At 46.6% G+C, this 12,933-nt stretch carries 14 protein-coding genes; 8 read left to right on the top strand and 6 right to left on the bottom strand.

The window, feature by feature from the left end; genetic code table 11:
• Nucleotides 1-96: 96 nt before the first annotated feature.
• From BLU98_RS15985 to BLU98_RS15995, 3 genes are read left to right on the top strand one after another with little or no spacing between them, the layout of a single operon-like run.
• Complete coding sequence (locus BLU98_RS15985) at nt 97-753, top strand: SCO family protein (RefSeq protein WP_092726720.1); 657 nt, start codon at nt 97-99, stop codon at nt 751-753.
• Between the two features lie 6 nt (nt 754-759).
• Nucleotides 760-1,182 carry a Fur family transcriptional regulator gene (locus tag BLU98_RS15990; RefSeq protein ID WP_092726722.1) on the top strand — a complete coding sequence of 141 codons (423 nt, stop codon included), beginning with the start codon at nt 760-762 and terminating at the stop codon, nt 1,180-1,182.
• 35 nt (nt 1,183-1,217) lie between these two features.
• Nucleotides 1,218-2,192, top strand: coding sequence for an NAD-dependent epimerase/dehydratase family protein (locus BLU98_RS15995; RefSeq protein ID WP_092726724.1), 975 nt, complete (start codon nt 1,218-1,220; stop codon nt 2,190-2,192).
• A gap of 1 nt (nt 2,193) precedes the next feature.
• Here BLU98_RS15995 and BLU98_RS16000 read toward each other — a convergent pair whose 3' ends face one another.
• On the bottom strand, nt 2,194-3,138 hold the full coding sequence (locus BLU98_RS16000) for a UDP-3-O-(3-hydroxymyristoyl)glucosamine N-acyltransferase (RefSeq protein WP_092726726.1): 945 nt from the start codon (nt 3,136-3,138) through the stop codon (nt 2,194-2,196).
• Between the two features lie 425 nt (nt 3,139-3,563).
• On the opposite strand from BLU98_RS16000, the gene BLU98_RS16005 reads away from it, so the two are divergent.
• The 3 genes from BLU98_RS16005 to lysS are packed head-to-tail and all read left to right on the top strand — an operon-like array spanning nt 3,564 to nt 6,154.
• Complete coding sequence (locus BLU98_RS16005) at nt 3,564-4,154, top strand: pseudouridine synthase (RefSeq protein ID WP_092726728.1); 591 nt, start codon at nt 3,564-3,566, stop codon at nt 4,152-4,154.
• Nucleotides 4,141-4,605 carry a GNAT family N-acetyltransferase gene (locus BLU98_RS16010; protein ID WP_092726730.1) on the top strand — a complete coding sequence of 155 codons (465 nt, stop codon included), beginning with the start codon at nt 4,141-4,143 and terminating at the stop codon, nt 4,603-4,605. The genes BLU98_RS16005 and BLU98_RS16010 overlap by 14 nt, the downstream gene beginning before the upstream one ends.
• Nucleotides 4,606-4,633: 28 nt before the next feature.
• Nucleotides 4,634-6,154, top strand: coding sequence for a lysine--tRNA ligase (gene lysS / locus BLU98_RS16015; RefSeq protein ID WP_092726732.1), 1,521 nt, complete (start codon nt 4,634-4,636; stop codon nt 6,152-6,154).
• Here lysS and BLU98_RS16020 read toward each other — a convergent pair.
• Genes BLU98_RS16020 through BLU98_RS16035 form a run of 4 tightly spaced genes read right to left on the bottom strand, consistent with a single transcriptional unit; the run spans nt 6,151 to nt 9,660 of the window.
• Complete coding sequence (locus tag BLU98_RS16020) at nt 6,151-7,611, bottom strand: amidohydrolase (protein ID WP_092726734.1); 1,461 nt, start codon at nt 7,609-7,611, stop codon at nt 6,151-6,153. The genes lysS and BLU98_RS16020 overlap by 4 nt on opposite strands.
• A 23-nt stretch (nt 7,612-7,634) precedes the next feature.
• Nucleotides 7,635-8,453, bottom strand: coding sequence for an SDR family oxidoreductase (locus tag BLU98_RS16025; RefSeq protein ID WP_026772559.1), 819 nt, complete (start codon nt 8,451-8,453; stop codon nt 7,635-7,637).
• 18 nt (nt 8,454-8,471) lie between these two features.
• On the bottom strand, nt 8,472-9,050 hold the full coding sequence (gene gmk, locus BLU98_RS16030; protein ID WP_092726737.1) for a guanylate kinase: 579 nt from the start codon (nt 9,048-9,050) through the stop codon (nt 8,472-8,474).
• 16 nt (nt 9,051-9,066) lie between these two features.
• On the bottom strand, nt 9,067-9,660 hold the full coding sequence (locus BLU98_RS16035) for a nitroreductase family protein (RefSeq protein WP_092726739.1): 594 nt from the start codon (nt 9,658-9,660) through the stop codon (nt 9,067-9,069).
• Between the two features lie 95 nt (nt 9,661-9,755).
• Here BLU98_RS16035 and BLU98_RS16040 point away from each other — a divergent pair, with 95 nt between their 5' ends.
• Both BLU98_RS16040 and BLU98_RS16045 read left to right on the top strand, forming a co-directional pair.
• Nucleotides 9,756-10,967, top strand: coding sequence for a DUF2252 domain-containing protein (locus BLU98_RS16040; protein WP_257575059.1), 1,212 nt, complete (start codon nt 9,756-9,758; stop codon nt 10,965-10,967).
• 6 nt (nt 10,968-10,973) lie between these two features.
• A complete protein-coding gene (locus tag BLU98_RS16045) occupies nt 10,974-11,603 on the top strand; it encodes an MgtC/SapB family protein (protein ID WP_092726743.1) in 630 nt (209 codons plus the stop codon).
• Nucleotides 11,604-11,611: 8 nt separating this feature from the next.
• Here BLU98_RS16045 and BLU98_RS16050 read toward each other — a convergent pair whose 3' ends face one another.
• Entirely contained in the window at nt 11,612-12,901 is a 1,290-nt protein-coding gene (locus BLU98_RS16050; protein ID WP_092726745.1) for a sugar MFS transporter, read from the bottom strand.
• Nucleotides 12,902-12,933 lie beyond the last annotated feature (32 nt).

Here is a 12,933-nt window from a genome sequence, read left to right on the forward strand (position 1 = left end):
AAGACAAAATTACCACAATGCAACAATGTTGCAAAATATTTCCTTAAACCCGGTTTATCAGGCACTTGGGTGTAACTTTGTAGTTCAAACACGGATATGAAAAGAAAATGGTTGGTTTACCTCTTGTTTTTTGTGGTATTGTTAGCGGGGTTTTACTTCTTCCTTTTCAGGGGAACAGATTTGTGGAAACCCAAACTGCCGGTATTGAGTTATGTGAAATCCTATCGTCTCACTGCGCAGGACGGGCGGCCTTATACCGACCAGGACATGCTGGGAAAAGTAAGTGTGGTGGAATATTTTTTCACCAGTTGCAGGGGCATTTGTCCGAAGATGAATACCAACATGAAAGCCATTTATGAGACTTTCAAACAGGAGCCCGATTTCATGATCGTTTCCAATACCTGTGACCCCGGAACCGATTCTGTGCCCCGTTTGAAAGCCTATGCCGACTCCATGAAAGCAGATCCCGCCAAATGGGTATTCCTCACCGGAAGGAAAGACAGCCTGTACCAACTGGCACGGAATTCGTACCTGTTAGACGATCCGAAGAACAGTTTCCAGAAGATCGAAGACCAGTTCATCCATACCCAGTTTTTTGCATTGGTGGATAAGAATGGCAAAGTGCGCGGACAGATATACGATGGTTTGAAAGCAGACGAACTGGATAAAATGAAGAAAGATATCCGGACGCTTCTGGCAGAAAAAGGATCGGCGCGTTTTGCCAGCAACATTTTTAGTAACAATCCTCAATAGTGTGTCATGTTTAGCAGTACCAGTGAAATATTGAAGCGCAACCAGTTAAGTATTACCGAAAGCCGCAAGAAGATACTGGATATGTTTTTACGTACCGACGGCGCTTTGGCGCATGCCGATATTGAACAACGCAGCGGTACGGGGTTCGATCGCGTAACAGTTTACCGCACGTTGCAGACCTTTGTAGAAAAGGGTATCATTCATACCATACCCACCACCGATAATTCAGTGCGATACGCTTTGTGCAAGGATGAATGTTCTGCCGGCCATCACCACGACGACCATATTCATTTCCTTTGCGATGCCTGTGGCACTACTTATTGTCTCGACCACATAACGGTGCCTGCAGTACAATTACCCAAAGGATTCCGTGCCACTCAAACCGATGTGGTGGTTAGCGGTATATGTTCAAAATGTAATCCTGCCTAAAGGTTCCCGGCCTTATCTTCGTGCAAACAGATAGCATGATCCTAGTAACGGGAGCAACGGGATTGGTGGGTTCACACCTCCTGAAAGAATTAACGGGCCGCGGTTGTACAGTACGGGCCCTGTACCGTTCTGCCATCCCGTCTTCCGATTTCAATGGCAAAGTGCAATGGGTGCGCGGCGATATACTGGATGTTGTATCGCTGGAAGAAGTCATGAAAGGCGTTACGCAGGTGTATCATTGCGCTGCGGTAGTATCGTTTCATCCCAAAAGAAAACAACAGTTACATCAAACCAATATTGAAGGAACAGCCAATGTGGTGAATGCCTGCCTGGATGCGGGGGTACAGAAATTGTTGTTCGTGAGTTCGGTGGCGGCCCTTGGTCGTATCCGGGAAAATGAAGCCATCAACGAAACCATGAACTGGACCGCCGAAACCAGTAACAGCGAATATGGCAAAAGCAAATACCTGGCCGAGATGGAAGTATGGCGGGGAATAGGAGAAGGGTTAAATGCGGTGATGGTGAACCCCGTGATCATTTTAGGAGCAGGTGATTGGGAATCCGGCTCATCGGGTATTTTCAAATCGGCTTATGAAGCGTTCCCCTGGTATACCGATGGGGTTAGCGGTTTTGTAGACGTACAGGATGTAGTGCGGGCCATGGTATTATTGATGGAAAAAGACATCAGCGCACAGCGCTTCATCCTCAGCGGATACGATGTGCCTTACAGGACTATTTTCACGGTAGCAGCACAACAATTTGGCAAACGACCGCCGCATAAAAAAGTAACGCCCTTGCTGGCAGAGATCGTATGGCGACTTGAAGCGATCAAAGGAAAAATAACAGGGAAAGATCCTTTGCTCACCAGGGAAACCGCGCGCACGGCGCAGGCGAAAGTTTACTTCAATAACGAAAAATTGTTGCAATACCTGCCCGGTTTTCAATACACGCCACTAACCGATACCATCCAAAGGGTATGCAGTGAATTGAAACAGCAATACAAACTGTGAATTAATCCATCACTTTTTTCCAGAGCTCGGGAATGCGTTTGATCCACACCAGCTCTCTTCTCTTGGTTGAAGCTTCTTCTGCAGGATAACCGAAATAGGTTTTGCCACCGGCCAGTGAAGAAGGCACACCACTTTGTGCCAGCACAATGGCGTTGGCGCCAATGGTAAGGGTTTTGCTAACGCCTACCTGTCCCCATAGCGTTACACCATCTTCAATAATGGTTCCACCTGCAATACCCACCTGCGCGGCGAACAGGCAATTTTTTCCTACCAGGGTATCGTGACCGATATGCACCATATTGTCTATCCGTGTGCCTTTACCTATTCTTGTGTCGGCCGTTACGCCCCTGTCGATGGTACACCCGGCGCCAATTTCTACATCATCTTCTATATGTACCCAACCGCAGCTTTGCATTCTTTTATACCAGACTTCGCGGTTCTTTTTGGTGTTGTAATAAAATGCATCGCTGCCAATAACAGAGCCTGCTTGTATTACTACATTGTTGCCAATGATGCTGTAATCGAGCAGGGAAACATTGGGATGGATGGTGCAGTTCTTACCTATCCGTACATGCTGACCAATGAATACATTGGGCATGATCACAGTTCCTTCTCCAATCACCGCTGTATCGCTGATGGTTTTATTGGCAGGAACAAAGGGTCTGAAATGATTGACGATTTTTAAATACGATTCGAAAGGATCGGCAACAACGAGAATGGTTTTACCGTCGGGAATCGTTACTTCTTTGGTATTGATGATGATGAAAGTAGCGGCGCTGTTGAGACAGGTATCGTAATATTTTGGATGATCAACAAATGCAAGATCGCCTGCTTCCACGCGGTGAATTTCATTGATGCCTGTTACTTGTGCATCTGGATTTCCTGAAAGGGTTGCCTGGATCAGGTCGGCAATCCATTGTATGGAAACGGGCGCTGGGAACTTCATAATGATGGTTTTGGGTAAAAATCAAAGGTAACAACACCTGGCGAAGAGAAAATTTTTTTAGGCCCCGGTTCCCGCCTTTTTACCTGTTTTTAACGGCTTATAAGACGTAAAAAATGAAGTGTATTTTGTTTGCATGATAAAAATGATAACTGCTGTAACCCTTTATTCATCAGTTTTTCAGCAGATACAACAATGAACTGAAAATGTAAAATTCAAAACACAACAACGGATATTGCAGCGAAAGATCGTGCCAAACATATACGCGCAATTCACATTCCCGCCGAAAATGTGAATAAAATTGTTCAAAATTTTTTTTGCTTTCGATAAAACTATTTTTAATATTGTGTTGGGAAATTTATTTCCCGGTACTTACTAACCCATCCATATACAAAGTCTCGCTTCTGCGGGACTTTTGTTTTTGTAAGATGCGCTACTTCTTCATCAACAAACCTTATGGATGTCTTTCCCAGTTTTCTGCAGTGGAAGGAAAGAAAACACTGGCCGATTATTTCAAAGTGCCCCGTGATGTATATCCTGTAGGAAGATTGGATCATGACAGTGAAGGATTGTTATTGCTAACGAATGATAAAACACTCAACCATCGGTTATTGGATCCGGGCTTTGCACACGAAAGAGAATATTGGGTACAGGTAGATGGCGCCATTACCGGAGAAGCCATTGCACAATTGCAATCTGGTGTGATCATCAACATCGATGGCAAAGCGCATCATACCCTGCCATGCAGGGCAATGGTATTTGAAACAGCGCCGCCTGTTCCCGACCGCGACCCGCCCATCAGGTTCCGGAAAGAAATACCTTCACCCTGGATTCGCATGATCCTCACGGAAGGTAAAAACAGGCAGGTGAGAAGGATGACTGCCAAAGCAGGATTTCCTACTTTGCGTTTGATCCGTTACAGGATCGAGCAACTCGAACTGGGTAAGATGCAACCAGGAGAGATCATCGAATTATCTGAAAACACCATCTGTAAAAAACTTTTTTATGACGCCCATTGATCATCACCATGAAGGATATTCCATCAGTACAGACCCTGCTAAATTGAATATCGATGTGATCCACCGTTACCTCTCGGAAGAATCTTATTGGGCTGCCGGTATTCCTTACGAGGTGGTGAAAAGATCCATTGAACATTCTTTTTGTTTTGGCGTCTACCACCATAACCAACAAATTGGATTCGCCAGACTGGTTACCGACAAAGCCACTTTTGCTTACCTGGCCGATGTTTTTATTTTACCGCAACACAGGGGTAAAGGGTTATCCAAATGGCTCGTTGCTACCATCCATGCGAACCCGGAACTGCAGGGTTTGAGACGCTGGATGCTGGGCACTAAAGATGCGCATGGCCTTTATCAACAGTTCGGATGGGAGCCGTTACCGGAAGAACTCTACCAACGTTTTATGCAACGGCATAATCCCGATGTGTATAAAGTGCCCGCCAACCGTTAATTTTGCAGCCTTCTCAAGCTATTATATTATGAGTCAAGCACACTTATCAGAGCAGGAACTGGTTCGCAGGGAGAAACTGGCAAAACTGGTGGAAGCAGGCATCGATCCGTTCCCTGCGCCATTGTACCCGGTAACCCATTATTCAACGGATATCAAAGACCATTTTACCGAAGAAACGAAAGAACAGTTCGCTTCGGTTTGTGTGGCCGGCCGTATCATGAGCATGAACGACAAGGGTAAAGTGTTCTTCATCAAGATACAGGACAGCAAAGGGCTTATCCAGCTGTACGTGAAAAGAGACGATCTCTATCCCGGGGAAGATAAATCGCTGTGGGATACATTGGTAAAGCATGGCCTCGACCTGGGCGATATCATTGGCGCTACCGGCTATGTGTTCATCACCAAGACCGGTGAAACATCTATCCATGCGCAAACACTTACCCTGCTTACCAAATCGCTGAAACCGCTACCTGTGGTGAAGCGCGATGAAGAAGGGCATGTGTTCGACGCAGTTACCGACCCGGAATTCCGTTACCGCCAGCGTTATGCCGATCTGATCATCAATCCCGCTGTGAAGGATACTTTTGTTAAACGCACCAGGCTGATCAATACCATCCGCGAATTCCTCAATGCCCAGGGTGCGCTGGAAGTAGATACGCCGGTATTGCAGTCCATTCCCGGAGGCGCTGCGGCCCGTCCGTTTGTTACGCATCACAACGCACTGGATATTCCTTTTTACTTACGTATTGCCAATGAATTGTACCTGAAGCGTTTGATCGTGGGTGGGTTCGACTGGGTATATGAGTTCAGCCGCAATTTCAGGAATGAGGGTATGGACAGAACCCATAATCCCGAGTTCACCGTACTGGAATGGTATACGGCTTACAAAGATTATTTCTGGATGATGGAGATCACCGAACAGTTGTTCGAAAAAATAGCCATTGCCCTGCATGGCACTACCGATGTGCCATTGGGCGACCAGGTAATCCATTTCAAAGCGCCTTTCAAAAGGATCAGCATTTACGATGCCATCAAAGAGAATACCGGTATTGATGTGAGTGAGATGGACGAAGCGGGTCTGCGCGAAGTGTGTAAGCAATTACATATCGATGTGCCCAGTAATATTGGTAAGGGCAAATTGATCGATGAGATATTTGGCGCTACCAGCGAACATACTTTCATTCAACCCACTTTCATTATTGATTATCCGGTGGAGATGAGTCCGCTTACAAAGAAACACCGCAGCAAAGCCGGACTGGTAGAGCGTTTTGAACTGATGGTAAACGGAAAAGAGATCGCGAATGCCTATTCCGAATTGAATGACCCCGTTGACCAGCGCGAGCGTTTTGAAGAACAATCAAAACTGATGGAGCGGGGCGATGATGAAGCTATGTTCATTGACCATGACTTCCTCCGCGCCCTCGAATATGGAATGCCGCCTACTTCGGGTATAGGTATCGGTATTGACAGGTTGTGCATGATGATGACCAACCAGGTATCTATACAGGATGTGTTGTTATTCCCGCAAATGCGGCCGGAAAGTATTTAATCCCTATAGTTCAGCGCAGGTTTTCTATTCCCTAACAGCGCTTCATATTTGTAGGTTCCTTTTGCTTTCTTGAATTCTTCTGTAGCGTCTTTGATCAGTGCAGGATTGGTGTACAGGTCAATAGCCGTCAATGCCAATGTTTTGGCAGCCACCATCATTCCCTTGGTACCGATCTCTGTTCCGCCACACGCAACGGCTTGCCAGCTATGTGCAGGCGTACCGGGTACCCAGGTGGCAGCACCCATACCCACTGTAGGAACTGCGTAGCTCACATCGCCTACATCGGTAGAGCCTCCGCCTGCATTCATTTCTACGCGAAGCGGTTTAACGGCACCGGCGGTTTCAATGGCCGGAACCTGGTATCCGAAACTGGACTGTATCTTTTGCGCAAACTGTTTTTCTTCCGGGGTATAGCTCACACCACCAATTTTGTCGAGGTTGTGTTGCATTACTTCGGCCAGTGTTTGATTGAGCAGCAGATCGTGCGTGCCGCCAATGATCTCATAATCCATGGTAGTCTCTGTGCCCATGGCAGCGCCGTTGGCTGCTTTTACCACCCGGTCGAAGATGGCTTTGACATCATCTTTTCGGGGATGGCGTACATAATAATATACTTCTGCATAATCGGGCACCACATTCGGCGCTTTGCCGCCATTGGTGATCACATAATGGATCCTTGTTTCCTGCGGCACGTGCTCACGCATCATGTTTACCATATTGTCCATGGCTTCTACGGCATCGAGTGCAGAGCGACCCCTTTCTGGTGAAGCAGCGGCATGCGCTGCAATACCATGGAACCGGAACTTGGCCGATTTGTTGGCCAGCGCACTGGTCATGGTAACTTTGTTTTCATTGTCGGGATGCCAGTGCAACACCACATCTACATCATTGAACAAACCTTCCCGCACCATGTATACTTTACCGCTGCCACCTTCTTCGGCGGGACAGCCATATACCCGAACGGTACCTTGTATCTTCTTTTCTTCGATCAGTTTTTTTATAGCAATGCCTGCTGCAACTGAAGCGGTGCCAAACAGGTGGTGACCGCAAGCATGCCCTGCATTCTTTCCTTCAATAGGCGCTTTTTCTGGTACAGCTTTTTGTGCAAGGCCAGGCAGGGCATCATATTCGGCAAGGATGGCGATAACGGGTTTGCCGCTGCCATAAGAAGCTACAAAGGCCGTGGGAATGCCTGCAACACCAGCCTGCACGGTAAAACCGTTATCCGTAAGTGTTTGTTGGTGCAACGCAGCACTTTTCACTTCTTTATAGCCCATCTCTGCATAATCCCAGATCTGCAAAGCGTTCTTTTTATACAGATCGTAATTAGCCTGCAGGTTTTGCAGGGCTTCTGCTTTCAGCGGTTCGGCAGCAGCAATGGTTGCTGTGTTTTTCTTTTGTGCTTGCAGCGAGCAAAAACTGGCGAGCAGGATCAAACTAAGTACTGTCTTTCTCATGGCTTTTATTTCAGCAGGTATGGTTAAATAAAAAGATCATTATAAAGTGTTGCGCCAGGCACTACGGCATAAGCATCAAGATCGGTGATGCCTTCTGCTGCGAGCACTTCTTCATCGATAAAAGTACGGCCACTGTATTCGGCAGCGGTCTTGCGTAAAATATAATAAGCAGCATCGGCCAGGATTGCAGGTGTGCGGCTCATCTTGGCCAGCGTTTCACCTCCCAATAAATTCCTTACGGCAGCGGTATCAATGGTGGTACGGGGCCAGAGTGCATTGGAAGCAATGCCGTAGCTTTTGAATTCGGCAGCCCATCCCATGGCCATCATGCTCATATTGTATTTGGTAATGGTATAAGCGATATGTCCGCCCAGCCATTTGGGATCGAGGTTGACAGGAGGCGATAAAGTAAGTATATGTGGATTGTTGCCTTTCTTCAGGTAAGGGATACAATGTTTCACCAGCAGAAAAGTACCTCTTACATTAATATTCTGCATGAGGTCGAAACGTTTGGTCTCGGTTTGTTCGGTGGGTGTGAGTTGTATGGCGGAAGCATTGTTGATGACCACATCGATGCCGCCAAAACGCTCAACGGTTTTCTGTACCAGTGCGCTGATCTCTTCTTCAAACCGGATATCTGTTTTCACAGGCAGGGCTTGTGCGCCGGTGGCTTCCACTTCCTGCGCAGCAGAAAAAATAGTGCCGCCCAAACGGGGGTCTTCTTCCACGCTCTTGGCTGCAACAACAATATTGGCGCCTGCTGCTGCCAACCTGAGTGCAATGGCTTTGCCAATGCCCCTGCTGGCGCCTGTGATCAGAACAGTGCGGTTTTTAAATGACATGGCAACAGGTTTGTATCATCAATCCCAGCCCAGGAATGCTTTGATCGCCTGCTCGGTTTCGGAACAGGCTTTGTCCAGGTTGTCGTTGACAATCGTTTTATTGAAATGGTGGTTGAAAGATATTTCATAGGCAGCCTTGCTCACGCGTGTGGAAAGGCTTTCAGTTGTTTCGGTACCGCGACTTTCAAGCCTGCGCTTCAACTCTTCAACGGATGGCGGTTCGATGAAAATGCTCAGGCACCGGCTGCTAAGCTGTTCCTGTACATGAATAGCGCCATTAACGTCGATATCCAGTATGGGTGTTTTTCCTTCATTCCATATCCTTTCCAGTTCGCTTTTCAGTGTGCCGTAATATTTTCCTTCATACACCATTTCCCACTCAATGAAAGCATTTTCTTCGATCTTTTGATGGAAAGCTTCCACGCTCATGAAATAATAATCCACACCGTTCTGCTCTTTTCCCCTGGGTTGCCTGGTGGCTGCGGAAATAGAAAAAGCCAGGCGTGGGTATTTGTTCAGCAAATAATGTGTAATGGAGGTTTTGCCCGCCCCCGAAGGCGCTGTGATGATGATGAGCTTATGAGCTTGTGTGGCCATTGGCAAAGAAACAATTTTATTTGAATTCTCCCTTCCATTGCACTTTGGCTTCCACAGGAACTGCACGGGTGCCTTTTTGATGCGGCTCATCGGAATATCCCATGTACAGTAATCCCATCACAATGTCTTCCTCACCCAATCCGAGGTATTGTTTCATGGAAGGATGATGGGTCATGCCGCCAGTGCTCCAGAGTACGGCTATATCCAGTGCTTCGGCGCCGAGCAGGATGTTCTGGATGGCTGCTGCAACGGCTGCGATTTCCTCGATCACCGGGATTTTGGCAATAGCCTGCCGGTGCATGTACACTACTACAAGATGCGAAGCTTTATCGCCATTGTGTTTGATCGATTCAAATTTGGCCTGGGTGAACTTATCTTCCGGCGTGTATTTTTGATAGAGTTCGGCGTGGGCAGCGCAGAATGCATGCAATGCAGCGCGGCTGTACACCACGAAACGCCAAGGCTCGGTGCGCGCATGGGTGGGGGCCCAATTGGCCAATTGCAAGAGTTCTCCAATAACAGTATCATCGATTTTTCTGCCATTCAGTGCTGCCGGTTTGGTGCTTCTCCTGTTGCTGATGATCTCTTTCAGTGTTTCAAACTTTGTCATCCGGCAAAAATAAGAGAACTTTAGAGTTACTGACCAATATCCAGCTGCCGGAGAAAATGGACAGGCTAACTATTCTTTCACTTAAAAAGAACATTATGAGCCAGGACCTATTATCCAGGATAAAAAAATTCAATGCGCCAAGACAGCAGCAAGTGTTACCGTTGAAATATGCTGCTATGGCGGGAAGTCCGTTCCGTTTTTTCAGGGGCACCTGCCATTTGTATTACGAAGACCTGATGAAGAAATACCCTTTCGGCCCTTCACCCAAAACCTGGATATGCGGCGACTTACATACCGAGAATTTCGGATGTTATAAAGGGAGTAACCGGCTGGTCTATTTCGACATGAATGATTTTGATGAAGCCATCATTGCACCGGTGTTGTATGAAATCTCGCGATTGGCGGTTGCCGTGATACTCAGCGGCGTGGAATCGGGATATTCAAAAAAAGAAAGTGAAGCATTGATGGAACTGCTGCTGAAAGAATACCAGCAAGCGCTCATTTACAATAAAGCAGTGGTAGTAGAAGAAGAAACGGCCAGGGGGTTGATTAAAAAAACGATCAAAGGAGTGGTGAACAGGAAAGAGAAAAACTTGTTAAGGGAACGTACGGACAATAAAAAGAAAAATGCCAAGTTCCTCGTCACGCCGAATCTGCTGAAATTAGCCGAAAAAGAAAAGAAAGAGCTGATACCGGCTTTCCAGGCCTGGTTTAGTAAATACCACGTAAAGTATAAACAATACAAGGTGAGCGATGCCTGCTATCGTATTGCCGGAACGGGTAGTATTGGTGTGAAGCGGTATTGCCTGCTGATGGAGAACCAAAGCAATCCGAAGAAAAAAATGATCCTGGATATGAAGCAGGTAGTGCCGTCTGAAGTGCTGGCGCATGGCCATCTGCCCCAGCCCAAATGGAAAAACCCTGCGCATCGCGTAATTGATGTACAACAAATGATGGAGCATGTAACGCCATATCTCTTGTCGTCGTTTGAATACAAGAAAGACTGGTACGTGGTAAAGGAAATACAACCTACTACTGATAAAGTGGCGATAGCGCCTTCCAGGAAAAAGTCGAAAGCCCTGGATGAATATATCACCGACCTGGCTGTGATTACGGCTTCGGCGCAATTGAGAAGCAGCGGAAGACAGGGGTCTGCCACCGCGGATGCATTGAAAGCATTTGCAGCTGAGGGAAAATGGATAGCTGCTGCGAAGAAATGGGCAATACTATACGCGAGCCAGGTGAATCATGATTTTACTATTTTTCAACAAGCATATAAAAAAGGTTTTTTCAAAACCTCAAAATGAGTTGATATGGACTTTGAAATCTTTCTCCGCTTTTTATTGGCAGCGTTGTGGGGTGGTATGGTGGGTATTGAGCGGGAATACCGCAGCAAGTCGGCCGGCTTCCGCACCATGATCATGATTTCTATCGGCTCCTGTTTGTTTACCATGCTTTCGGTTCGTATTGGCATGCCGGGTAATCCTGATCGTATTGCTTCCAATATTGTTACCGGGATCGGGTTCCTGGGTGCAGGTGTTATTTTTCACGGGCAGAACAAGATCAATGGTATTACTACGGCTGCCACTATTTGGGCCGTAGCGGCTGTAGGAATGGGTATTGGCAATGGTCATTATTTTGCCGCAGGCTGTGCAAGCATACTCATATTACTGGTGCTGACCATTCTTCCTTATATTGAAAGAATGATCGACCGGTTGAATAAATCGAGGAATTATTCTATTTCATGCACCTACACGGAATCGGCGCAACATCACTACGAAACACTCCTCAAAAAAAGCCGTCTGCGTTTCAGGGTCATTGGTTATTCAAGAGAAGGCAATGACCTGTCCGTTACATGGGAAGTAGATGGTCATTTGAGGAACCATGATGCATTCATTCATGCCATTTGTGATGACAAGTCCATCAAGCGGTTCGACTACTGATCGCAGATTTATTTTTTCGCGATACTGATCTGCGCTTTTCCAACGGCAAAGCCCTTCACTGCATAATAGTATATATACAGGTAAGGGGGCAGCATGCAGATGAGGAAAGATGCCTGGTTTGACGCAATATGCTTGTCTTTTAAAGTGGTATATAAGAGTGGTATCAATGCACCGCCGGCAATACCCATGATCAGTAATGCAGCTCCGGTTTTGGTAAACTTACCTAATCCATCGATGGCAAGCGGGAAGATCGCGGGCCACATCAATGCGTTGGCAATGCCCAGGAGTGCAATAAAAATGATGGCAGTATACCCGGTAGAAAAGAATACACCTAAACAAAAGATCACACCTAATACGGCTGAGATTGCCAGGGCCTTCTGTTGTGAAATGTATTTAGGTATGGTGAACACCCCAATGATATATCCGGCCAGCATAGCTGTTAAAGTGAAAGTGGTAAAGAATTTGGTTTGGTCGAGCGGCATGCCCAACATCCGTCCATAAGTACCAATGGCATCACCTGCCATTACTTCAACGCCTACATACAAGAAAAGACAAAGAACGCCGAGCATAAGGTGAGGGAACTGAAAAGGACTGGTTTTGTCGCCCGAATGTGTATCTGCGCTGTGTTCATCTGCTGATTCAATTTCAGGCAGGGAAGATCGCTTGATCATTATGGCCAGTAGCAATAAAACAACTGCAATGATGATGTAAGGAACGATCACCCTTCCGGCCAGTTCATTCAACAAAGTCTCTTTCAATGCGGCATCGGTAGTAGTAGTAACCTGCTCCTGTATGGAATTGGCATTCTTCAGTACCAGCGCACCTACGATGATAGGACTGAGCATACCAGCTATTTTGTTACAGATACCCATGATACTGATGCGCTGCGCAGCACTTTCAATAGGACCAATGATACTGATGTAAGGATTGCTGGCTGTTTGTAATAATGATAAACCGGCGCCCTGTACAAAAAGGCCCGTAAGGAAAAGTCCGAAGTTGCGGCTATTGGCAGCCGGAATGAAAATGAGTGATCCAACGGCCATTACCACCAATCCAAGCGCCATACCATTCTTAAAACCTGTTTTCTTCAGCAGCACAGAAGAAGGCAATGCCAGGAAGAAATAAGCCATATAAAAAGCAAATGTTACAAAGAATGCCTGGATATCGTTTTCGAGCTGACAAGCCAGCTTGAGAAAAGGGATCAATGTACCATTGAGCCAGGTAACGAAACCGAAAACAAAGAATAAAATACCAATGATAATGATGGCGTACCTGTTACTGGAATTGGTTTGTTGCATAACAGCCGGTTGGGGTAGATCGTTGAAAAATA

Origin of the sequence: Hydrobacter penzbergensis (assembly GCF_900106985.1) — a bacterium.
Lineage (GTDB): Bacteria > Bacteroidota > Bacteroidia > Chitinophagales > Chitinophagaceae > Sediminibacterium > Sediminibacterium magnilacihabitans.